Origin of the sequence: Streptomyces sp. NPDC021212 (assembly GCF_044332925.1) — a bacterium.
Classification (GTDB): Bacteria; Actinomycetota; Actinomycetes; order Streptomycetales; family Streptomycetaceae; genus Streptomyces.
This window is the reverse complement of record NZ_JBIRPZ010000013.1, coordinates 66069-88757: the sequence shown is the minus strand read 5'-3', so window position 1 is coordinate 88757 and position 22689 is coordinate 66069. Positions and strand designations below refer to the sequence as shown.

At 72.2% G+C, this 22689-nt stretch carries 14 protein-coding genes; 9 read left to right on the top strand and 5 right to left on the bottom strand.

The window, feature by feature from the left end; translation table 11 throughout:
• The first annotated feature begins 3 nt into the window (after window positions 1–3).
• The gene (locus ACH4SI_RS31145; protein ID WP_398301556.1) at window positions 4–1467 is read left to right on the top strand and encodes an NAD(P)/FAD-dependent oxidoreductase; all 1464 of its coding nucleotides are present in this window, start codon (window positions 4–6) and stop codon (window positions 1465–1467) included.
• Between the two features lie 25 nt (window positions 1468–1492).
• Here ACH4SI_RS31145 and ACH4SI_RS31140 read toward each other — a convergent pair whose 3' ends face one another.
• Window positions 1493–2095, bottom strand: coding sequence for a phosphatase PAP2 family protein (locus ACH4SI_RS31140; RefSeq protein ID WP_398301554.1), 603 nt, complete (start codon window positions 2093–2095; stop codon window positions 1493–1495).
• 363 nt (window positions 2096–2458) lie between these two features.
• Window positions 2459–3808 carry a 4-aminobutyrate--2-oxoglutarate transaminase gene (gabT, locus tag ACH4SI_RS31135; protein ID WP_398301552.1) on the bottom strand — a complete coding sequence of 450 codons (1350 nt, stop codon included), beginning with the start codon at window positions 3806–3808 and terminating at the stop codon, window positions 2459–2461.
• 259 nt (window positions 3809–4067) lie between these two features.
• On the opposite strand from gabT, the gene ACH4SI_RS31130 reads away from it, so the two are divergent.
• The 3 genes from ACH4SI_RS31130 (at window position 4068) to ACH4SI_RS31120 (ending at window position 9761) form a co-directional block, all read left to right on the top strand.
• On the top strand, window positions 4068–6212 hold the full coding sequence (locus ACH4SI_RS31130; RefSeq protein WP_398301550.1) for an ATP-binding protein: 2145 nt from the start codon (window positions 4068–4070) through the stop codon (window positions 6210–6212).
• A 150-nt stretch (window positions 6213–6362) separates the two neighbouring features.
• Complete coding sequence (locus tag ACH4SI_RS31125; protein WP_398301548.1) at window positions 6363–8138, top strand: PucR family transcriptional regulator; 1776 nt, start codon at window positions 6363–6365, stop codon at window positions 8136–8138.
• Between the two features lie 162 nt (window positions 8139–8300).
• Entirely contained in the window at window positions 8301–9761 is a 1461-nt protein-coding gene (locus tag ACH4SI_RS31120) for an aldehyde dehydrogenase family protein (RefSeq protein WP_398301546.1), read from the top strand.
• A gap of 40 nt (window positions 9762–9801) precedes the next feature.
• Here ACH4SI_RS31120 and ACH4SI_RS31115 read toward each other — a convergent pair whose 3' ends face one another.
• Window positions 9802–12702: a glycoside hydrolase family 3 C-terminal domain-containing protein gene (locus tag ACH4SI_RS31115; RefSeq protein WP_398301543.1), complete on the bottom strand. Its 2901-nt coding sequence runs from the start codon at window positions 12700–12702 to the stop codon at window positions 9802–9804.
• Window positions 12703–12956: 254 nt separating this feature from the next.
• Between ACH4SI_RS31115 and ACH4SI_RS31110 the strand changes: the two genes are divergently transcribed.
• From ACH4SI_RS31110 to ACH4SI_RS31090, 5 genes are read left to right on the top strand one after another with little or no spacing between them, the layout of a single operon-like run.
• Window positions 12957–14639 (top strand): extracellular solute-binding protein, encoded by a 1683-nt coding sequence (locus ACH4SI_RS31110; protein ID WP_398301541.1) that lies wholly within the window; start codon window positions 12957–12959, stop codon window positions 14637–14639.
• Window positions 14639–15649 carry an ABC transporter permease gene (locus ACH4SI_RS31105; protein WP_398301539.1) on the top strand — a complete coding sequence of 337 codons (1011 nt, stop codon included), beginning with the start codon at window positions 14639–14641 and terminating at the stop codon, window positions 15647–15649. Before ACH4SI_RS31110 ends, ACH4SI_RS31105 begins: the two co-directional genes overlap by 1 nt.
• Window positions 15646–16602: a carbohydrate ABC transporter permease gene (locus tag ACH4SI_RS31100; RefSeq protein WP_398301537.1), complete on the top strand. Its 957-nt coding sequence runs from the start codon at window positions 15646–15648 to the stop codon at window positions 16600–16602. The genes ACH4SI_RS31105 and ACH4SI_RS31100 overlap by 4 nt, the downstream gene beginning before the upstream one ends.
• 51 nt (window positions 16603–16653) lie before the next feature.
• Window positions 16654–18645 carry a beta-galactosidase gene (locus ACH4SI_RS31095; RefSeq protein WP_398301535.1) on the top strand — a complete coding sequence of 664 codons (1992 nt, stop codon included), beginning with the start codon at window positions 16654–16656 and terminating at the stop codon, window positions 18643–18645.
• Between the two features lie 44 nt (window positions 18646–18689).
• A complete protein-coding gene (locus tag ACH4SI_RS31090) occupies window positions 18690–19391 on the top strand; it encodes a hypothetical protein (protein WP_398301533.1) in 702 nt (233 codons plus the stop codon).
• Between the two features lie 48 nt (window positions 19392–19439).
• Here ACH4SI_RS31090 and ACH4SI_RS31085 read toward each other — a convergent pair whose 3' ends face one another.
• Complete coding sequence (locus ACH4SI_RS31085; RefSeq protein WP_398301531.1) at window positions 19440–21500, bottom strand: TIM-barrel domain-containing protein; 2061 nt, start codon at window positions 21498–21500, stop codon at window positions 19440–19442.
• Window positions 21501–21570: 70 nt separating this feature from the next.
• On the bottom strand, window positions 21571–22578 hold the full coding sequence (locus tag ACH4SI_RS31080; protein WP_398301529.1) for a LacI family DNA-binding transcriptional regulator: 1008 nt from the start codon (window positions 22576–22578) through the stop codon (window positions 21571–21573).
• Between the last annotated feature and the right edge of the window lie 111 nt (window positions 22579–22689).

The window sequence follows — 22689 nt, the reverse complement described above, 5'->3', positions numbered from 1 at the left end:
CCCATGGCCGCAGACGCCATGCCTGGCCCTCCCGGAGGCGACTCTCAAGGAGGCGGCGACGCTCCCGGACCGCCCGTCCTGGAGGCCCTCGCCGACGTCGCCTACACCCCGTACTGGCTGGACGACCCCGGACGGCCGCGCCCGCACCCCGCCCTGGTCGGCGACGAGCGCTGCGACCTGCTCGTCATCGGCGGCGGCTACAGCGGATTGTGGACCGCCCTGATCACCAAGGAACGCGACCCCGGCCGCGACGTGGTCCTGGTCGAGGCCCAGGAGGCCGGCTGGGCCGCCTCGGGGCGCAACGGCGGCTTCTGCGCCGCCTCCCTCACCCATGGCCTCGGCAACGGCGCCGCCCGCTGGCCCCGTGAACTGCCCGAACTGGAACGGCTCGGCAACCGCAACCTGGACGCGATCGAAACCGCCGTCGCCCGCCACGCCATCGACTGCGACTTCGAGCGCACCGGGGAGATCGACGTCGCCACCCGGCCCCACCAGGTCGGCGAACTGCGCGAAGCCGCGGCCCAGGCCGCCGCGCTCGGCGTCACCGAGCCCGAGTTCCTGGACCGTGACGCGGTGCGCGCCGAGGTCGACTCGCCCACCTTCCTCGCCGGGCTGTGGGACCGCCGGGGCGTGGCCATGCTGCACCCCGCCAAGCTCGCCTGGGGCCTCAAGCGGGCCTGCGCCGAACTGGGCGTACGGATCTACGAACACACCCCGGCCGAACGACTGGCGAGCGCCGGGGCGGGGATGACCGTCCGCACCCCGTACGGCCGGGTACGGGCACGACAGGTCGCGCTGGCCACCAACGCCTTCCCGGCCCTGATCCGCCGCGTCCGCCCGTACATCGTCCCCGTCTACGACCACGCCCTGATGACCGAGCCGCTGAACCGTGCGCAGCTCGCCGCGATCGGCTGGCGGCGGCGGCAGGGCCTCAGCGACACCGCCAACCACTTCCACTACTTCCGCATCACCGCCGACCACCGCATCCTGTGGGGCGGCTACGACATCGTCTACCGCTACGGCGGCGGGGTGCGCGCCGAATACGACCACCACCCGGCCACCTACCGCACCCTCGCCCAGCACTTCTTCCGCTGCTTCCCGCAGTTGGAGGGCGTGCGGTTCAGCCACGCCTGGGGCGGCGCGATCGACACCTGCTCCCGCTTCTCCGCGTTCTTCGGCAGCGCGCACGGCGGGCGCGTCGCCTACGCCCTCGGCTACACCGGCCTCGGCGTCGGCGCGAGCCGTTTCGGCGCGGAGGTGATGCTCGACCTGCTGGCCGGCGAGCACACCGAGCGGACCCGGCTGGAGATGGTGCGCAGCAAGCCGCTGCCGTTCCCGCCGGAGCCGGTCCGCTGGGCGGGGATCGGCCTCACCCAGTGGTCGATGAGCCGGGCGGACGCCAACGGGGGACGGCGCAACCTGTGGCTGAAGGCGATGGACAGGATGGGTCTCGGCTTCGACAGCTGAGGTCCGATGCCTCTGATGCCGGGGGTCAGGCGGCCGGGCTCCCGCTCCGTTCGCGTGCGCGCACGCGGAGCACCGCCCACAACAGACAGCCGCACAGACACCAGCTCCCGACCACATCCAGCGGCCAGTGGTACGCCCGGCGCACCAGCCCCGCCCCCACCGCGAGGTTGAGCAGGACGACGGCGCCGATCAGCCATCCCCGCAGCCGCCCGCGCAGGAGGGGGAGCAGCAGAACGGCCGCCGCGCCATAGGCGACGGCGGCCGTCGCGGCATGCCCCGAGGGGAAGAACCCGGTCTCGCCCGCCAGCGGGCCGGGCGGACCCGGGCGGTCCAGCAGCGCCTTGAGCGGCGCGATCAGGGCCGGGACCGCCGCCATCGCCAGCGCGGCCGCCAGCGGCCCCGGCCACCGGCGCGCCGCGGTCGGGGTGCGCCACGCCGCGAAGGCGAGCGCGACGCAGAGGACCGGGAGCGCCACCGCCGTATTGCCGAGGTCGGCGAAGAACTCCGCGAGGGAGTCGGGGAAAGGCGATCCGGCGATCGCGCGGCCGAGCCGCTCGTCGAACGTGCGCAGCGGACCGTGGGCGGCGACCTGCCAGGCGCACAGCGCGAACACCGCCAGCAGTGCCACGGGGAGCGCGAGCGCGCGGAGGGCCGCGTTGCGGAGGAAGACAGACGTCGGCCCCGGAACAGGGGGGGTGGTTCCGGGGCCGACGTGGCGACCGGTGTGCCGCACGCCCCGGGGGGTTTGGGGCGGGCGGCCGTCCGATCGGTGAGGAGATCCGGAGCCGGAGGCTCCAGTGGTGTGCGCGAGGGCACAGCCGGGTCGGAGCTGGGGAAGCGCCGGCTCGGCATCGCCCGCAGTCTCCTGCGAGCGGGGTGTTTCTCTCATCTGGAACGACCGTACGGCAGCGAGAGGCTGTCGGACAGGCCGATCACCCACCTGTCATCGCCCCCGCACATCTTCTTCACGCTCCCGACGATCCACCCACAGTCACAACTCGCCGAAGGCGCCCTCGAGGACGTCCAGACCCTCGTTCAGCAGGTCCTCCCCGATCACCAGCGGCGGCAGGAAACGCAGTACGTTCCCGTACGTACCGCAGGTCAGAACCAGCAGGCCGGCGGCGTGGCAGGCCTTGGCGACGGCCGCCGTCGCCTCCGGGTTCGGGTCCTTGGTGCCCGGCTTCACCAGTTCGACGGCGATCATCGCGCCGCGCCCCCGGAGGTCGCCGATGATGTCGTGCTTCTCCTGCATCGCGGACAGGCGGCCCTTCATGACCTCCTCGATGCGCCTGGCCTTCGCGTTGAGGTCCAGCTCACGCATCGTCTCGATGGCGCCGAGCGCCGCCGCGCAGGCCACCGGGTTGCCGCCGTAGGTGCCGCCGAGGCCGCCGGAGTGCGCCGCGTCCATGATCTCGGCGCGGCCGGTGACGGCGGCCAGCGGAAGGCCGCCCGCGATGCCCTTGGCGGTGGTGATCAGGTCCGGGACGATGCCCTCGTCCTCGCAGGCGAACCACTGGCCGGTGCGGCAGAAGCCGGACTGGATCTCGTCCGCGACGAAGACGATGCCGTTGTCCTTCGCGAACTCGGCGATCCTCGGCAGGAAGCCCTTGGCCGGCTCGATGAAGCCGCCCTCGCCGAGGACCGGCTCGATGACGATCGCGGCCACGTTCTCCGCCCCGACCTGCTTGCTGATCATGTCGATGGCCTGGGCCGCGGCCTCCTCGGCGCAGTTCTCCGGGCCCGTCAGCCAGCGGTAGGGGTAGGCGACCGGAACGCGGTAGATCTCGGGCGCGAAGGGGCCGAAGCCGTGCTTGTACGGCATGTTCTTGGCGGTGAGCGCCATGGTGAGGTTGGTCCGGCCGTGGTAGCCGTGGTCGAACACGACGACCGCCTGGCGCTTGGTGTGCGCGCGGGCGATCTTCACCGCGTTCTCGACCGCCTCTGCGCCCGAGTTGAACAGCGCCGACTTCTTGGCGTGATCGCCCGGCGTGAGCCGCGCCAGCTCCTCGCAGACCTCCACGTACCCCTCGTACGGCGTCACCATGAAACAGGTGTGCGTAAAGTCCGCCAGCTGCGCCGACGCCCGCCGCACCACCGCCTCGGCGCTGGAGCCGACCGAGGTCACGGCGATGCCGGAACCGAAGTCGATCAGCGAATTGCCGTCCACGTCCTCGATCACCCCGCCGCCCGCACGCACCGTGAAGACCGGCAGCACACTGCCCACACCGCCGGCGACCGCCGCCGTCTTGCGGGCGAGCAGCTCCTGCGACTTCGGGCCGGGAATCGCGGTGACGACGCGACGCTCCTGGGGGAGGGACGGGCCTCCGGACAGTTCGGTCATGAGGTACTCCACGGAAAGAAAGGGACGTGACAGGGGCTTTACTCGCAGGCTAGGCGCGCGGCGAGCGAAGCGGCATGTTCCGTTCGGGAGCAGTGCGGGTGTTGCGTTGTCCGTGGCGGCCATAGCCGCCATCCCGGCACGTCGTGAGGTATCACCCCGGTGGGGTCGCTGAACTCCCCGGGCGGGAACACTAGATTGAGCGGTGGCGCGGTGGCGCGAAACGCAGAGGCATGGTCGGTCAGGGGGCAAGGGGTAGCAGATGGACACCGAGGGCACGTTCGACTCCCGCAACACCCAACCCACCCCCCCACCCCGCCCTCCCGCCCCGCCCCGGGTCCCTCCGGCGGCCCCGGCGGTGCCGCCGCCGATGCCCTCGGGCGCGCCCACGGCCCCCGGCGCTCGGCCGTCCTTCGTCGCCTGGCTGCGTGCCCCGCGGGCCGCGGGGGCGGGGCCGGGGGTGTGGATGTACGGGCACAGGCCCAAGCCGCCGGAGGATCCTGACCGGATTCCCGGGCGGCGCCTGATCAGCGGCGCGGTGATCGCCGGCCTCTGTGGGTGGCTGGTCTGGTCACTCCTCTGGAACGGATACCTCGGCTGGTACTGGCTGTGGCCGCTGGACCTGTTCACCCCTGACTCGTGGGAGCAGGGCGGTGACCGTGCTTATGTCATTGCTACATACATCTACTACGGTGTTTTCGCATGCGCCATCGCCGTCCTCTTCGGCCGCGTCGGCCACTGGCCCGAAGTCTGGCGCCGCTACGTCACCCCCCTCTTCCGGCGGGCCTGGGACGAGACGGACGCGGCGGCCGCGCCGAGTCGGCCCGAGGCCGATCCCGTCGAGTGGCCGCATCTGCGGGCCTCCGGGGCGCATGGGGCGGCTGATCGGCTGGCGGCCGAGGCGCGATCCGGGGCGATGAACGACGTCGATCACGCCCGGATCGAGCACGCCTGGCAGGCCGTGCGGGCCGGACGGAATTCGCTCGCCGCGTTCACCGACACCGTGCTGCGCCACGGCGCCGCCGCGCACGGCCATCCGTCCGGCGCCCGGGACCTGCCCGCGCGCACGGCCGAGCACGATCTGCTCGCCCACCAGGTCCGCCTCGGGACCGCCGTCGACGATCTGCGCAACCCCTACCAGCACCGCGGCATCGGGCTCGCGCTCGACCCCGATGTGCTGGCGACCTCGCTGCTCGCCGTCGGGCCGCCCGGGTCGGGGAAGACCGGGCGGCTGGTGCGGCCCGTCGTGGAGTCGCTGTGCCTGCAGGCGCTCGCCGGGCGGGTCGCCGTGGTGGCCGTGGGGGCGGCGGGGGCGGGGCTGGGGCCCGACGAGGCGTTCGACGTCGTCGTGAAGATCGGCCGCCCCGACTCCGTCTACGACTTCGACCTCTACGGCGGCACCACGGACCCCGACGAGGCCGCCGGCATCCTCGCCGAGGCGCTGATCGGCGACATGGCCGCCTCGCTGCCCGGCGGCGACAGCCGACGGGCAGCCACGGCGCTGGCCCAGCTGCTCGGCCCCTACCGCGCCGCGCACGGCCGCTTCCCGTCCGTGCCGGAACTGCGCGAGCTGCTGGACGGCGCGAAGACGGCGGTCGGCGCGCTGCGCGAGGCGCTCGACGCGGCGGGGGAGCGGGCGCAGGCACGCGAGCTGGAGGCGCGGGTGCGGCAGTCCGGTGCGCCCGGGGACGTGGGCGCGCTGCTGGCGGACCGGATCGCGCTGCTGGACCGGCCCGCGTTCGCCGACTTCTTCCACACCGCAGGCGATCGCCGGCCGTTCTCCCTCCGCGCTCTCGAACACCCGTTGCGGGTCCGGATCGACCTGCCGGAGCGCGGGCACGCCGAGGCGTCCCGCATGCTGGCCCGTCTCGTGCTCGCGCAGTTCACCGAGTGCGCCGTGGGCCGCGCCGACCGGTCGCTCTTCGCGTGCCTGGTCCTCGACGACGCGTCGCACACCATCACCCCCGAGGCGCTGCGCGGTATCCAGCGCCTCCGTGCCGCCCACGCGGGCGCCGTGCTCACCCTCCGTACCCTCGACGACGTTCCCGAGGCGCTGCGCAGCGCGCTGCTGGGGGCGGTCGGCTGCCGGATGGCCTGCGCCGGGGTGACGACGTGGGACGGGGCCCGGTTCGCGGAGGTGTGGGGGACGGAGTGGGTCGAGACCCGGGACGTCACCGACCGGCAGATCATCTCGGACGAGCCGTTCACCAAGGTCCTGCACTTCATTCGCAAGGTGGTGACGGGGAAGGCCGTCACCACCCAGTCCGTGACGGTGCGGAAGGTGGAGCGCGAGCGCTGGTCCGCCTCGGAGCTGGCGCATTCGGTCCCCGCCGGGCACGCGGTGCTGTCCGTGACGTCGGTGCGGGGCGAGGGCGGGCCGCCGGTGCTGGTGGATCTGCGCGGCTGAGCGGCCGAGGAGGTACGGCACCCGTACGGCGCGGATACCACGGATTCGTCCATTGAGGCAGAATCGGCAGTAGCCGTTCATACGGGGCGGTGAAGTCGCATTTCTCGTCGCATTCGTCGTCGTATCCGTCGCATCCGCATCGAAGGTGCCATGCCTCCCACGCTCGCCTCACTCGTTCACCACACCGCGCTCAAGCTGTCCGTCCTCGCGGGAGAGGACCGGCTGGAGAGGCCGGTGCGCTGGGCCCATGTCAGCGAGCTCGCCGACCCCGTGCCGTACATGGAGGGCGGTGAGCTGCTGCTCATCACCGCGATGAAGCTGGACGCCGAGGACCCGGACGCGATGGTCCGTTACGTCCGGCGGCTGGTCGGCGCGGGGGTGGTGGGGCTGGGCTTCGCGGTCGGCGTCGCCTACGACGAGGTGCCGACGGCGCTCGTGGCCGCGGCGAAGGAGGAGGGGCTGCCGCTGCTCGGAGTGCCGCGCCGTACGCCCTTCATCGCCATCAGCAAGGCCGTCTCGGCGGCGATAGCCGCCGACCAGTACCGCGCGGTGACCGCCGGGTTCGAGGCGCAGCGCGAACTGACGCGTGCCGCGATCGGCGCCGAGGGCCCCGCCGCGCTGCTCGCCCGGCTCGCCGCACACATCGACGGCTGGGCGGCGCTCTACGACGCCTCCGGCTCGGTGGTCGCCGCCGCCCCCGACTGGGCGGCCCGCCGCGCCGCCCGCCATACGGCCGATGCCGAGCGGCTGCGCGCCCGTCCCGCCCCGGCGAGCGTGGTGGTCGGCGGGGGCGGCGCGGAGGCGGGCGACGAGGCGACGGACCGGGTGGAGCTGCAGTCGCTGGGCACGGGGCGCCGTACCCGGGGCGTCCTCGCGGTCGGTACGGGCGCGCCGCTGGGCACCGCCGAGCGCTACGCCGTCCACTCGGCCGTGGCGTTGCTGACCCTGACCACCGAGCGCTCCCGGGCCCTGCGGGAGGCCGAGCAGCGGCTGGGAACGGCCGTCCTGCGAATGCTGCTCGCGGGGGAGCCGGACCACGCCCGGGCGGTGGCCGGGAGGCTGTACGGGGAGCTGCTGGACGCCCCGTTCCGGATGCTGGTCGCGGAGGCGGTGCCGGGCGGCGGTTCCCAGGCGTCGCAGGTGAAGAAGGCGTCACACGCGTCATCACAGACGTCGAAGGCACCGCACGCGGCCTACGCCGCGGACGAGACAGCGGCGGAGCCGACCGCCGAGGCCGATACGGGCGCCACCCCGTGCGACCCGGACCGCGCCGATCCCCTCGGCGTGCTCGTGGACGCCATGGAGGCGGCCGCGGCCCGCGCCGGCGAGGCGGTGCTCGTCGTGCCCGACGGCGAGCGGCTGATCGTGCTGGCCCCGGACGGCGGGGCCGCGGTCGAGGTCTGTACGGAGCACGCCGAAGCGCTCGAGAGCCGCCGCGGTACGTCGTCCCGCCCCCGCGACCGCGCCGCCGCGGGCCAGGGCGGCGACCTGTTCGTCGGCCTGTCCGCCCCGGCGGGCCCGATCGCGGCCGCGGCCGCCTACCGGCAGGCGGAGCAGGCCCTGTCGGTGGCCCGGCGGCGCGGCCGGGTGCTGGTCGAGCACGAGCACGTCGCGGCGGGTTCGCTGCTGCCGCTGCTCGCCGACGACGCCGTACGGGCCTTCGCCGACGGCATGCTGCGCGCCCTGCACGACCACGACGCGACGGGCCGCGGCGACCTGGTCGCCTCCCTGCGCGCCTGGCTGTCCCGGCACGGGCAGTGGGACGCGGCCGCCGCCGACCTGGGCGTGCACCGGCACACGCTGCGCTACCGGATGCGCCGCGTGGAGGAGATCCTGGGCCGTTCCCTCGACGACCCGGACGTCCGCATGGAGCTCTGGCTGGCCCTGAAGGCCACGGCCCCGGCGACGCCCACGCTGAAGTCCTGAAGTCGACCTGAGCAGGCCACAGCGCGTCACGCCATAGCGGTGCGCCGCGGGCGCCGACTGCGCCGACTCGGACAAACGCGTCGCGCGGCCCGCGCGCCTACGGTGGGAGGCAGGAGACATCCGCACCATCACCCCACCACTTCAGAAGGGTCGGGATCCGCTGTGCCAGACACAAACGAAGCTGTCACCCATGCGTTCTGGCTCGCCGGCCGCGAGGCGACGGGCGAGAGCACGCTCGAGGTCACGTCGCCGTGGGACGGCCGGCGCGTCGGCGCGGTGAGCGTTCCCACGGAGGCGCAGATCGAGGAGGCCGTGGCGGCCGCCGAGGCCGTGCGCGGGGAGTTCGCCGCGACGCCCGCCCACGTACGGGCCGCCGCCCTCGACCACGTTTCGCGACGGCTCGCCGAGCGCACCGAGGAGATCGCCCGGCTCATCTCGGACGAGAACGGCAAGCCCATGAAGTGGGCGCGCGGTGAGGTCGGCCGCGCCGTCTCCGTCTTCCGGATCGCGGCGGAGGAGGCCCGCCGGTTCAACGGTGGCGAGGCCCAGCGGCTGGACACCGACGCCGGCGGCGAGGGGCGGCTCGCGCTGACCCGCCGCTTCCCGCGGGGCACCGTGCTCGGCATCGCGCCGTTCAACTTCCCGCTGAACCTGTGTGCGCACAAGGTCGCCCCGGCCCTCGCCGTCGGTGCGCCGATCATTCTCAAGCCGGCGCCCGCGACCCCGCTGTCCGCGCTGCTCCTCGGCGAGCTGCTCGCCGAGACGGAGCTTCCGGCGGGCTCCTGGAGCGTGCTGCCGGTGCCGAACGACCAGATGCCCGCACTGGTCCAGGACGAGCGGCTGCCGGTCATCTCCTTCACCGGTTCGGACAAGGTCGGCTACGCGATCCAGGCGTCGGTGCCGCACAAGCACTGCACCCTGGAGCTGGGCGGCAACGGTGCGGCGGTGGTCCTGTCCGACTTCGCCTCCGACGCCGATCTCGACTGGGCGGCCACCCGCATCGGCACGTTCTCCAACTACCAGGGCGGCCAGTCCTGCATCTCCGTGCAGCGGGTGATCGCGGACGCGTCCGTGTACGAGCGGCTGCTGCCGAAGGTCGTCGCGGCCGTCGAGGCACAGGTCACCGGCGACCCGTCGGACGACGCGACCGATGTCGGCCCGCTGGTCAGCGAGGATGCGGCCAAGCGCGTCGAGTCCTGGGTGGACGAGGCGGTCCAGGCCGGTGCGAAGCTGCTGACCGGAGGCAAGCGCGAGGGCGCGAACTACGCCCCGACGGTGCTCGCGGACGTCCCGGCGGGCGTCACGCTCTCGTGCGAGGAGGTCTTCGGCCCGGTGCTCACCGTCCATCGGGCGGCGGACGAGGACGCGGCGTTCGCGGCCGTCAACGACTCCAAGTACGGGCTGCAGACGGGCGTCTTCACCCGCGATGTGCAGACCGCGTTCCGCGCCCACCGCGCGCTGGAGGTCGGCGGTGTGATCGTCGGCGATGTGCCGTCGTACCGGGCCGACCAGATGCCGTACGGCGGGGCCAAGAAGTCCGGCGTGGGGCGCGAGGGCGTGCGGTTCGCGATGGAGGACTACACGTACGAGCGGGTCATGGTCCTCACGGGGATCGAACTGTAGCCGTCATGGATGCGGCCCGCCCCGGGCTTCTTCCGGACACTCAACCGGAAAAGCCGAGGCGGGCCAGCCGGAGGGCCCCGCGCAGCGTGACGTGGAGGTCGTGCACACCGGCCGGGGATGTGGGCAGGCCGGCGCGGACGGTGGTGTACGCGTAGCGGCCGCCGGTGGGCGGGACGGCGACGGTGGCCAGTGGTGTGCCGTCGGCGAGGTGGAGTTCCACGGTTGCCCCGTCGGCTGCCCCCTCGCGGGCCGCCTCGACCGTGACCGCCGCCGCGCCCGCGCCGAAGTCGCAGGCGCGGAAGAGCAGCCAGCCGACCGCCTCGTCGCCGCAGGCCACCGCGTCACCGCGCACCTTGGAGCGGTCGACGAGCACCGTGCCGTCCGCGGCGTCGTAGTCCGCGGCCTCCAGCCCGCGCCGCAGCACCGGGCGCGGGGCGGGCGGCGGGCCGTCGAGGGTGAGGGCGGCGGTGCGGCGGATGTCCGTGCTGGACGCGCCCGCGTGGATCTCGTAACGGCCCGGGTCGACGGTCCAGCGGCCGTGCGCCACGTCCCAGAACCCCAGCGCCTCGTCCAGCGGCACGGTGAAGAACAGCCGCATCATCTCGCCCCGGCGCAGCCCCACCCGGCGGTGGGCGATCAGCCGGCGGTGCGGGCGCGGCACGCGCGCCCCGGGGGCGCTCATATAGATCTGCACCACCTCGTCCCCGTCGCACGGGCCGGAGTTGGTGACCGTGCACTCGACGGCCACAGCACCCTCTCCGGCCCGGCGCACCGACAGGCCGTCGTAGCCGAAGCGGGTGTACGACAGGCCGTGCCCGAAGGGGAAGAGCGGGGCGCCGTCGAAGTAGAGGTAGGTGGCGCGGGAGGCGATGATGTCGTAGTCCAGCAGGTCCGGCAGCTCGTCCTCGGACGCGTACCAGGTCTGCGGCAGCCGCCCGGCCGGTGAGACGTCGCCGAACAGCACCCGGGCCAGCCCGGTGCCCGCCGCCTGGCCGCCGTGGGCGGTCCACAGCAGGGCGGGCAGCGCGTCGGTCGCGTCCCCGACGGCGTACGGATAGCTGCTGGTCAGCACCAGTGCGGTGCGCGGGTTGGCGGCGTGGGCCGCGCGCCACAGCCGGTCCTGAGCGGCGGGCAGGGCGAGGGTGGTGCGGTCCTCGGTCTCGCGGCCGTTGATGTGCGGATCGTTGCCCAGGACGACGACGACCGCGTCGGCACCGGCGGCGGCGCGCGCGACGGCGTCCTCGCCGCGTTCGACGACGTGCCGGTGGAAGACCTCGGCCCGGGACCGGTCGGCAACCTTCAGGCCCTCGGCGGCGACACAGACATACCCGCCCGTCCCGCCGTGTCTGAGGAGATGTCCGTCCCCGTGCCGCTCCAGCGCGAATGTCTCCTGGACCACCCACCCCCCGGGCTGCTCGGCGGCGGCGCGTACGAAGCTGTCGTCGGCGACCGTCAGATAGCGGCCGGAGGGGGCGCGCAGCGTGCACACGCCCCCGCCCCAGTCGGCCAGGGCCAGGTCGGTGGGGGTGTCGCCGATGGTCAGCGGCGGCAGATCGGCGCGGATCGTCGCATGCGCCGGATTGAGCGACGGCTCCCGCGACGGCCCCCGCTTCTCCGCCGCGGCACCGGACGGCACCCGCACCCAGCCTCCCGCGGTGCGCAGCCGTACGGTGTCCGTCCCCTCCACGAACACCACACGGTCCGCGCCGAGCCGCGCGGCCAGCGCCTCGCGCGGCGTGCTGCGGCGCAGCAGGGAGCCGCTGTACCAGTCGAGCTTGCACTCGTCGGCGAGCGGGCCGACCACGGCCAGCGTGCCGGTAACGGACGGCGACAGCGGCAGCAGCCCGTCGTTCTTGAGCAGCACGATGGTCTGTTCGGCGGCCTCCAGGGCGAGCGCCCGGTGCGCGGGCGTGTCGAAACCGGCGCCGCTCGGGTCGGCGTACGGATCATCCTCCCCGCCGGGGCCGTCGAACTCGCCCAGCGCGCACCGCATCGTCAGCAGCCGCCGCACCGCCGTGTCGATCACGGAGGCGTCGATGAGCCCGCGGTCCAGCGCGCCCCGCACCCGGCCGATCGTCTTCGAGGCGTCCTGGTCGTGGTCGGTGAAGCTGTCCACCCCGGCCAGCAGGGCGGCCGCCACGCCCTCCTCGTGGGTGTCGAAGTAGTGCTCGGAGTCGACCAGGTTGGAGGGCGCGCCCGCGTCCGAGCAGACCACCAGCTCCTGGCCGGTCCAGGTGCGCAAGTGCTCCCGCAGATACGGGGAGACGTGGTTGGGCCGCCCGTTGACCAGGTTGTACGCGGGCATCACCCCGGCCACCGCGCCCGCCCGCACCGCGCCCCGGAAGGCCGCCAGGTCGTACTCGTGCAGGACGCGCGGGCGCACGGAGGACGACGTGGTGTCGCGGGCGGTCTCGTTGTTGTGCGCCAGCCAGTGCTTGAGGACCGGGGCGGTGCGCCGGCGGTCCGGGTGGTCGCCGCGCAGCCCGCGGGTGTAGGCGGCGGCCAGGGCGGAGGTGAGGTACGGGTCCTCGGCGTACCCCTCCTCGTTGCGGCCCCAGCGCGGATCGCGCAGCAGGTTGACCGTGGGCGCCCACACATTGAGCCCGACCCGGGGGTCGCGGGCGCGCATGGCCCGTACCTCGGTGCCGACCGCCTCGCCGATCCGCCGCACCAGGTCCGGGCTCCACGTGGCGCCGAGCCCGACCGCCTGCGGGAACACGGTCGCAGGACCCATCCAGGCGACGCCGTGCAGCGCCTCCTGCCCGGTGCGGAAGGCGGCGAGGCCGAGCCGTTCCACCGCGGGGGCGTATTGGTGGAGCATCGCGATCCGCTCGTCGGGCGTGAGCCGGGAGAGCAGGTCGTCCACGCGGGCGCCGACCGGCAGCCGTGGATCGCGGAAGGGCGGAAGGGCGGACGGCTCACCGGGCTCGCAACCGCTCACAGGTTCCCTCGCGGAGGTCGGAGGTGTGATTCGAAGCGCTTCGATGCTGAAGCACCGGCCCCGTCCTGTCAAGGCTCGGCGAGTCAACGTCCCTTTCTCGCCACCAGGTTGGGATAAGCAAGAATCAACGGGCTTTCAACGACTCCTTCCCGCCCGGCCCTTGCGCGACCTGACCCCCCGACTTAATCTCAGCGCAATATCGAAGCGCTTCGACCATGGGGCGCGCGGCGGGCTCGCCACGAAGGGTTGACGCAATGCCGAACTCCCAGGCTTCGGCCTCCACTTCCCCTCCCAGCCGGAGAACCTTCCTGGCCTCCACGGCGATCGCCGCGGCGGCCGTGACGGGAGGCGTTCCGCTGTTGTCCGCGTGCTCCACGGAGGACGGCGGCAACAAGAACGGGACCACCTCCGGCAAGGACCTGAAGAAGCTGCTGCCGACCTATGTGGCCTCGAAGGTGGCGGACCCGGATATTCCGAGTGTCAACGGCTCCAGCCCCGGCTACACCAAGGCCCCGCCCGCCGCCGACCTGGTCGCCTCCGTGAAGGGCAAGCCCGGCCACGGCGGCAGCTACACCATGTTCGAGCCGCTGTGGGGCACTCCGCCGCCCAAGAACAACGCCTATTACAAGGCCGTCAACGAGGCGCTCGGCGCGACGGTCAAATTCCAGCCGCAGGACGGCAACACCTACGGCGAAAAGCTCAGCGCGGTCCTCGCCTCCGGTGACATCGCCGACATCGTGATGATTCCGCTGTGGGAGATGGGCGGAAAGATCCATGGGGCGGTCAGCGCCAAATTCGCCGACCTCGGCCCGTATCTCTCCGGTGACAAGGTCAAGAAATACCCCAACCTGGCCGCCATTCCCACCGCCGCCTGGCAGATGTCCGTCTTCGGCGGCAAGCTCCGCGGTCTGCCGATGCCCTCCCGCCCGCTCTCCGGAGTCATCCCGTACTACCGCGAGGACCTGTTCAACAAGAACGGATATCAGGTCCCGAAGAGCCCGGACGAATTCCTCGCCCTCGCCAAGGAGATCACCCGGCCCAGGAGCAAGGTGTGGGCGTGCGACGACATGTGGTGGTCGGCGCAGCGAATCTTCGGCTGCCCGGGCGAGAAGCCGTACTACTGGGTCGAGAAGGACGGAAAGCTCGTCCACAAGGTGGAGACCGACAACTACCTCGAAGCCCTGGAATGGTGCCGCAAGATCTTCGCCAAGGGCTATGTCCACCCCGACGCGGTCGCGGGCAAGGCCAATGACGCGCTGACCCGCTTCACCTCCGGTCAGACCCTCATCTTCAACGACGGCGACGCCAAATGGTACGGCGCCACCTTCGAACAGGCCGGGCCCCACCCCGACTTCAAGATCCAGGGAATGGACTATTTCGGTCCCGACGGCGGCGACCCCGTCATCTACCTCGACCCGCCGGCCGCGATCTGGTCCTTCCTCAACAAGAACCTCGCCAAGGAGCAGATCGAGGAAATCCTCGCCCTCGCCAACTTCATCGCCGCACCCTTCGGCACCAAGGAGCAGCGCCTCATCGACTACGGCGTCGAAGGCGTGCACCACACCATGAAGGACGGCGTCCCGGTCAAGAACGCCACCGGCATCCGCGACGTCCAGGACACGTACCGCTTCATCGCGTCCCCGCAGGCGAGCGTCGCCTACCCGGACTTCCCGCAGATGGTGAAGGACTACTGCGGCTGGATGCAGCGCATGGGCAAGTTCGCGAAGAAGCCGCTCTTCTACGGCATGCAGATCCAGGAGCCCAACCGGTACGCCTCCCTCTACACCCCCTTCGAGGACCTGGCCAAGGACGTCACCCGCGGCCGTAAGTCGATCAAGGACGCCCAGCGGGCCATCAGCGACTGGCGCAGCGGTGGCGGCGATCGGCTCCGCGACTGGTACGCCAAGCTGCTGGAAGAGAACGGCAGCGGCGCCTGATGGCGGTGGACCTCCACGACCGGAATCGCCGCGACCGGAACCTCCACAACCGGACGGAAGCCCGCACCCGCCGAAGCACCCGCGGCCGCCCCGCGGACGGCGTCCGCTGGTGGCACCGGCTGCGCCGCGACCGCGCGCTGCTGCTGATGACGGCCCCCGCCGTCGGCCTGCTCGTGCTGTTCACCTACGTCCCGCTGCTGTGGACCACGGTCGCCTTCAAGGACTACGACCCGTTCACCCAGGGGCTGTGGACCAGCCCCTGGGTCGGGTTCGACAACTTCACCCTGCTCTTCCAGGACAGCCGCTTCTGGGACGCCTTCGCCAACACCCTCAGCATCACCTTCATCCAGCTGGTGCTGTTCTTCCCGATTCCGGTCGCGCTCGCGCTGCTGCTCAACAGCATGCTCAGCGACCGGCTCCGGGGCCTGGTGCAGTCGATCCTGTATCTGCCGCACTTCTTCTCCTGGGTGCTGGTCATCACGGTCTTCCAGCAGATGCTCGGCGGCGCCGGGCTCCTCGCCCAGCAACTGCGCTCCCACGGGTACGAGGGCTTCGACCTGATGACCGACCCGGGCGTCTTCAAGTTCCTGGTCACCGCGCAGCTGGTGTGGAAGGACGCGGGCTGGGGCGTGATCGTCTTCCTCGCCGCGCTGTCCGCCGTCAACCAGGACCTGTACGAGGCGGCAGCCGTGGACGGCGCGGGCCGATGGCGGCGGATGTGGCACGTCACGCTGCCCGCGCTGCGCCCGGTGATCGCCCTGCTGCTGGTGCTGCGCGTCGGCGACGCGCTGACCGTCGGCTTCGAGCAGATCCTGCTCCAGCGCGACGCGGTGGGGCCGGGCGCCTCGGAGGTCTTCGACACCTATGTGTGGTGGGTCGGCATCGCCAACACGGACTACGGGATCGCCGCCGCGGGCGGCCTGATCAAGGGCGTCTTCAGCCTCGTCCTGGTCCTGATCGCCAACAAAGTCGCCCATATGCTCGGCGAGCAGGGGGTTTACCGGAAATGACCGTGACCGAGCGGCCCGCCGCCCCGGCCGCCGCACCCTCCGTCCGGCCGCACCGCGGGCGCGGCCGGGAGAAGCGCCCGGCGTGGGAGGAGGAGCCCGGCAGGGTCGGCCAGGGGCTCAAGGGCATCACCCTCACCGGGGTGTGCCTGGCGATCCTCGGTCCCCTGTGGGTCGTGGTCGTCACCAGCCTCTCCGACCAGAAGACCATCACCGATGCCGGCGGCCTGGTCATCGTCCCCAAAACGATCACCTTCCGCGCCTACACCGAGCTGCTGAGCGGCGGCACGGTCACCCGCGCGACGCTCGTCAGCCTCGCGCTCACCGCCGTGGGCACCGCGATCAGCACCGTCGTCTCCGTGCTGTGCGCTTACGGACTGTCCCGTTCCGGGTCGTTCCTGCACCGGCCGATCCTGATGCTGCTGCTTGTCACGATGTTCTTCAACGCCGGGCTGATCCCCACATATCTGCTGGTCACCGGGGTCGGACTGGAGGGCAGCTACTGGTCGATGATCCTCCCGAGCGCCATCTCGGTCTTCAACGTGCTGGTGCTGCGCGCGTTCTTCCAGGACACCGCGCCCGAGCTGGTCGACAGCGCCCGCATCGACGGCGCGGGCGAGTGGCGGATCCTGTTCCGGATCGTGATGCCGCTGTCCAAAGCGGTGATCGCGGTGGTCTCGCTGTTCTATGCGGTCGGCTACTGGAGCCAGTGGTTCAACGCGATGCTCTACCTCAACGACCAGCAGATGTGGCCGCTGCAGATGATCCTGCGCCAGCTCGTCATCAAACAGCAGGCGCCGCAGGGCATGTCCCAGATGATCTCCACCCAGCAGATCCCGAGCCTCGCCGTGCAGATGGCCGTCATGGTGCTCGCGCTGATCCCCGTCGCGATCCTCTACCCCTTCGTCCAGAAGCACTTCACCAAGGGCATGCTCATCGGCGCCGTCAAGGGCTGACCGAGCCGCCCGCCCCCGTTCCCCCCGCCGGTCCGACCCGAAAGAGCAGGTATGCCCGACCTGAACGACGCCACCCGCGGCCGCATCCTCTACGGCGCCGACTACAACCCCGAGCAGTGGCCCGAGAGCGTCTGGCACGACGACATCCGGCTGATGCGCGAGGCGGGCGTCACCACCGTCACGGTCGGCGTCTTCTCCTGGGCGACGCTCGAACCCCGCCCCGGGGCCCGCGACTTCGGCTGGCTCGACCGGGCCATGGACCTGCTCCACCAGGGCAGCATCGAGGTGTGCCTGGCCACCCCGACCGCCTCCCCGCCGCCCTGGATGGGCGCCCGCCACCCCGAGACCCTGCCGCGCGACGAGACCGGCTCGGTCGTCTGGTACGGCTCGCGGAACCAGTACTGCGCCTCGTCCCCCGTCTACCGCGACTACGCGCTGCGCATCACCGGGGACCTGGCCGAGCGCTACGGCGGCCACCCCGCCCTGCGGATGTGGCACGTGGGCAACGAGTACGGCACCCACTGCTGGTGCGACACCACCGCCGCCCACTTCCGCCGCTGGTTACGCGCCAGGTACGGCCGCCTCGACGCGCTCAACGAGGCGTGGGGGACCGCCTTCTGGTCCCAGCGCTACAACTCCTGGGAGGAGATCATTCCGCCGCGCCGGGCCCAGTACCTGGGCAATCCCGCCCAGGCGCTGGACTTCCGCCGCTTCACCAGCGACGCGCTGCTGGAGTGCTTCACCGCCGAGCGCGACGCGCTGGCCGCGCGCACCCCGCACATCCCGGTCACCACCAACTTCATGCCGTTGTTCATCGGCCAGGACGGCTGGGCCTGGGCCGCCGAGGAGGACGTCGTCTCCGTCGACGTCTACCCCGACCCCAGGGACCCGCGCGGCGGCGCGTACGGCGCGATGATCCACGACCTGACCCGCTCCCAGGCCGGTGGGCCATGGCTGCTGATGGAACAGGCCGCGGGACCGGTCAACTGGCGCGGCGTCAACCATTCCAAGCCGCGGGGCCTGATGCGGCTGTGGTCGCTTCAGGCCGTCGCGCGCGGCGCCGACGGCGTGTGCTTCTTCCAGTGGCGGCAGTCCCGGCAGGGAGCTGAGAAGTTCCACTCCGGCATGGTCACCCACGCCGGGGAGCACAGCCGCACTTATGCCCAGGTGCGCGAACTCGGCGCCCAGTTACGCGAGCTGGGCGCCGCCGCGGGCAGCGACGTCCCCGCCCGGGCCGCCCTCCTGCACGACTGGCACGCCTGGTGGGCGAGCGTCCAGGACGGCCGGCCCTCCTCCCGGCTCCACTACGACCAGGTGCTGCGCGCCTGGCACCAGGCCCTGTGGGAGCGGAACCTCACCACCGACTTCGCCCATCCGCACGCCGACCTCGCCGACTACGCCCTGGTCGCCGTCCCTCATCTGTATCTGCTGACCGACGAGGCGCTGGAGAACCTGGCCGGTTACGTCCGCGATGGCGGCACCCTCGTCTGCGGATTCTTCACCGGCGTCGCCGACGAGGACGATCGGGTCCGTCCCGGCGGGGTCGACCAGCGACTGCGCGACATCCTCGGCCTGCGGACCGTCCACGAGTGGTGGCCGCTGGACGAGGGCGAGACCGTGACGGCCGAAGGCGACCGGCTCGGCCCGTTCACCGGCACCCTCTGGTCCGAGGACCTGGAAACGGACACCGCGGAACCCGTCGCCCGGATCAAGGGCGGTGAGCTGGACGGCCTGCCCGCCGTCACCCGCAACGCCTACGGCGACGGCACCGCCTGGTACGTCTCCACTCTCCCCGACCCCGCCGCCCTGCGCGCCCTGCTGGGCCGCGCGGCCGACGAGGCGGGGCTGGCGCCGCCGCTGCCCGGCATTCCCGAGGGCGTCGAGGCCGTACCGCGTGGCGGCCTCCTCTTCCTCCTCAACCACGGCCGCTCCCCGGCGGTCGTCCCCCTCCCGTCCGCGCGCACCGATCTGCTGACCGGCCGCGTGTACGACATCCAGGTCAGGCTGGACCGCTTCGCGGTCGTGGCCCTGGCCCCGCTCTGATCCCCGCGAGCCCAGCAATCCCCCCACCCGAAAGGACCGGCACCGTGCAAAGAGCCGTGCGCACGCTTCTCCTCACCCCGTTACTGGCGCTCCTCACCGTCATCGGCTTCGCCGCCGTCCCCGCCCAGGCCGCCACCTGGTCCTCCTCCGACCAGTGGGGCAACTGGTCCAGCGGCGGCTACACGCTCTACAACAACATCTGGGGCTCCGGCGCGGGCACCCAGACCATCTGGGCCAACTCCGCCAGTGACTGGGGGGTGTGGGCCAATCACCCGAACACCGGTGGCATCAAGTCCTACCCCGACGCCAAGAAGGTCGTCGGCAAGAAGGTCAGCGCCATCAACAGCCTCACCAGCAACTACAGCGTGACGGTCCCGTCCTCGGGCGCCTACAACACCTCGTACGACATCTGGGACAGCAACCACGCGTACGAGATCATGCTCTGGGTCAACAAGACCGGCGCGGTCGGCCCCCTCGGCACCTCCCAGGGCACCGTCACCCTCGGCGGCCACACCTGGACCGTCTACAAGGGCAGCAACGGCTCCAATCAGGTCTTCTCCTTCATCCGCAGCTCCAACTCCAGCTCCGGCACCGTGGACATCAAGTCCATCGTGAACTGGATCAAGAACACCAAGGGCTGGTTCGGCGACGTGACCATCGGCGACGTCCAGTTCGGCTACGAGATCACCTCGTCGGCCGGCGGCCTGGACTTCCGCACCAAGAGCTTCGGCGTCAGCGCGAGCTGAGGCCCCGCGCGTACCGCCGCCCCGCGGCGGCGGTACGCCCCGGACAGGTCAGTCCCGCACCGGCAGCCGGGCGCCGTCCCGCAGGAACAGCGGGATGCGGTCCAGGGGAGCGGGGACGGTCACCGTCCGGCCGCCGTCGTACTCCTCGCCCGTCCAGGCGTCCGTCCAGCGCGCGCCCGCCGGGAGATACGCCGTCCGCTCGACCGCGCCCGGCTCCAGGACCGGGGCGACCAGGAGGTCCGGGCCCAGCAGGTAGGAGTCGGCGATGTCCCAGGCGGCCGGGTCGTCGGGGAACTCCAGGAAGAGCGGGCGCAGCGGCGGCAGGCCCTCCTCGTGGGCGGTGCGCATCTGGTCCAGCAGATACGGCTTCAGCCGCTCGCGCAGCCGCAGATACGCGGCCAGGATCGCCTCCGCCTCCTCGCCGTACGACCACACCTCGTTCGGGCCGCCGGTCATCCGCGGGCCGAGCGGCAGCCCCGGGGCGCGGTAGCCGTGCAGCCGCATCACCGGGGACAGCGCGCCGAACTGGAACCAGCGGATCAGCACCTCGCGGTAGGCCGGGTCGTCCGGGTCGCCGCCGTGGAAGCCGCCGATGTCGGTGTTCCACCACGGGATGCCGCAGAGTGCCACATTGAGCCCGGCGGCGATCTGGCGGCGCAGGGTCGCGAAGTCGGTGCCGATGTCGCCGGACCACAGGAGGGCGCCGTAAGCCTGGCTGCCCGCCCAGGCCGAGCGGATGAGGGTGACGACGTCGTCCTCGCCCGCCGCCCGCATCCCGTCGTACACCGCGCGGGCGTTCTCGCGCGGGTAGAGGTTGCCGACCTCAAGACCGGGACCCGCGTGGTAGCGCAGGTTCGCGGCGAAGCCGGGCTTCAGCTCGGGCTCGCAGGCGTCCAGCCAGAAGGCGCGGATCCCATACGGCTCCAGGTAGTTCTGCCGCACACGGGACCAGACGAACTCCCGCGCCGCCGGGTTGGTGGCGTCGTAGAAGGCGACCTGGACGCGCTCGCCCTCCCGCTCGTCGGGCCAGTCGGCGTGCGCTACGGGTCCGTACTCGGTGCCGATCAGGAAGCCGCGCTGCTCCATGGCGGCGTGGTTCTCGCTCAGCGGCGAAACCGACGGCCACACGGACACCACCAGCCTGATGCCGAGTTCGTCCAGCTCCCGCACCATCGCGGCCGGATCGGGCCAGGCGACGGGATCGAATTGCCAGTCGCCCAGATGCGTCCAGTGGAAGAAGTCGCACACGATGACGGACATCGGCAAGCCCCGGCGCCGGTGCTCGCGGGCGACGGTCAGCAGTTCCTCCTGGGTGCGGTAGCGCAGCTTGCACTGCCAGAACCCGGCCGCCCACTCGGGCAGCATGGGGGCGCGGCCGGTGACCGCGGTGTAGCGGCGCTGGGCGGTGGCCGGGTCCCCGGCGGTGATCCAGTAGTCGATCTGGCGGGCGCTGTCCGCGACCCAGCGGGTGCCGGTCGCGCCCAGCTCGACGCGCCCGATCGCCGGGTTGTTCCACAGCAGCGTGTAGCCGCGGCTGGAGGTCAGGACGGGGATGGTCACCTCGGAGTTGCGCTGGACGAGGTCGACGACGGCGCCCTTCTGGTCGAGCAGCCCGTGCTGGTGCTGTCCCAGCCCGTACAGCTTCTCGCCGTCGTACGCGCGGAAACGCTGCTCCAGGCGGTGGTAGCCGTTGCCGGTCGCGGTGCGCAGCCGTGGGCCCGGCCACCAGAAGTGGGCGCGCTCCTCGGCCAGCAGCTCCACGCCGTCCGCGGTCCGTACGAAGCGGATCATGCCGTCGGTGCCGACCTCGGCGGTGAGCGTGCCGTTGGTCAGCGAGGCGCGCCCGTCCGCCACCTCGACGGTCGCGGTGGCCGGCGGCGGAGGGTCCTGGAGGGCCCCGGGCAGCCCGTCGAGGACCGGTCCGCCGAGCCGGGCGCGCACCCGGATGGCGTCGGGGCCCCACGGTTCGAGCCGTACGGTCTCCTGGCGGCCGCTCCACTCCAGGGCGCCGTCGCGCTCGGCGAAGGTGCCGACGGTGGGGGAGGACTGGGCGAGCGCGGAAGAGACGGACGTGGCGGAGGTGGCGGGGGTGGGCTGCGACGGGTTCACGGATGCGCTCCTCGGGGGGTGCGGCGGTGAGAGGTCGTACGGGCGGTGCGTACGGGTCGCGGTGTCGGCGTCAGGAGGGGGCCGGGCCCGAACTGGCCCGTACGGTCAGCTCCGGGGCCAGCAGCGCCACCTGCTCGGAGGCGTCGCCCTGCAGCTTGGCCACCACCAGCTCGACGGCCCGCCGCCCCATCTCCTGCGCGGGGATGGCGACCGAGGTGAGCCGCACGGACGCGCTCGTGGCGACCTGGTCGGGGCAGATGGCGACCACCGAGACGTCCTCGGGGACCGCCCGCCCCTGCCGCCGCAGCAGGCTCAGCAGCGGATCGATGGCGGCCTCGTTCTGGACGATGAAGCCGGTGGTGCCGGGGCGCTCGTCGAAGATCCGGGACAGGGTGCCGTCCATCGACTCGTAAGAGCCCTCGCACGGGCGGTGCAGCAGCCGCAGCCCCAGCTCGCGGGCGGCCGTGCGCAGCCCGTCCAGGGTCCGTTCGGCGAACCCGGTGTGGCGCTCGTAGACGGCCGCCGCCTCGCCGATCACGGCGATCTCCTGGTGGCCGAGGGCGGCCAAATGCTCAGCGCACAGCGCGCCGGTGGCGGTGAAGTCGAGATCGACGCAGGTCAGGCCGATGGTGTCGGCGGGCAGCCCGATGAGCACGGTGGGCTGGCGGGCCGCGTGCAGCAGCGGCAGCCGCTCGTCCTCCAGCTCGATGTCCATCAGGATCATGGCGTCGGCGAGCCCGCTGCCGGTGACCCGGCGCACCGCGGCGGGGCCCTCTTCGCCGGTGAGCAGCAGCACGTCGTACCCGTGCGCGCGGGCGGTGGTGGCGACCGCGATGGCGACCTCCATCATCACCGGTACGTAGATGTCGGTCCGCAGCGGCACCATCAGCGCGATGATGTTGGAACGGCTGCTGGCGAGGGCGCGGGCTCCGGCGTTCGGGTGGTAGCCCAGCTCCTTGATGGACCGCTCGACGCGCTCGCGGGTGGGCGCCGAGATGGAGCGCTTGCCGCTGAGGACGTAGCTCACCGTGCTGGCGGAGACTCCGGCGTGGCGGGCGACCTCGGCGAGAGTGACCATGCGGGAGACTCCGTCCGCTCTGAATGGGTGAAGCGCTTCGACGCAGACAGTAAGCCTATCGCTGCACTCTGTCCAGAGGCAGTCGAAGCGCTTCAACGCAACAGTTTCCCC

Coding starts and splice junctions, on each gene's coding strand:
- ACH4SI_RS31125 (WP_398301548.1), top strand. CDS start 6,363: ATGCCTCCCACGCTCGCCTCACTCGTTCACCACACCGCGCTCAAGCTG.
- ACH4SI_RS31145 (WP_398301556.1), top strand. CDS start 4: ATGGCCGCAGACGCCATGCCTGGCCCTCCCGGAGGCGACTCTCAAGGA.
- ACH4SI_RS31130 (WP_398301550.1), top strand. CDS start 4,068: ATGGACACCGAGGGCACGTTCGACTCCCGCAACACCCAACCCACCCCC.
- ACH4SI_RS31105 (WP_398301539.1), top strand. CDS start 14,639: ATGGCGGTGGACCTCCACGACCGGAATCGCCGCGACCGGAACCTCCAC.
- ACH4SI_RS31110 (WP_398301541.1), top strand. CDS start 12,957: ATGCCGAACTCCCAGGCTTCGGCCTCCACTTCCCCTCCCAGCCGGAGA.
- ACH4SI_RS31080 (WP_398301529.1), bottom strand. CDS start 22,578: ATGGTCACTCTCGCCGAGGTCGCCCGCCACGCCGGAGTCTCCGCCAGC.
- ACH4SI_RS31095 (WP_398301535.1), top strand. CDS start 16,654: ATGCCCGACCTGAACGACGCCACCCGCGGCCGCATCCTCTACGGCGCC.
- ACH4SI_RS31100 (WP_398301537.1), top strand. CDS start 15,646: ATGACCGTGACCGAGCGGCCCGCCGCCCCGGCCGCCGCACCCTCCGTC.
- gabT (WP_398301552.1), bottom strand. CDS start 3,808: ATGACCGAACTGTCCGGAGGCCCGTCCCTCCCCCAGGAGCGTCGCGTC.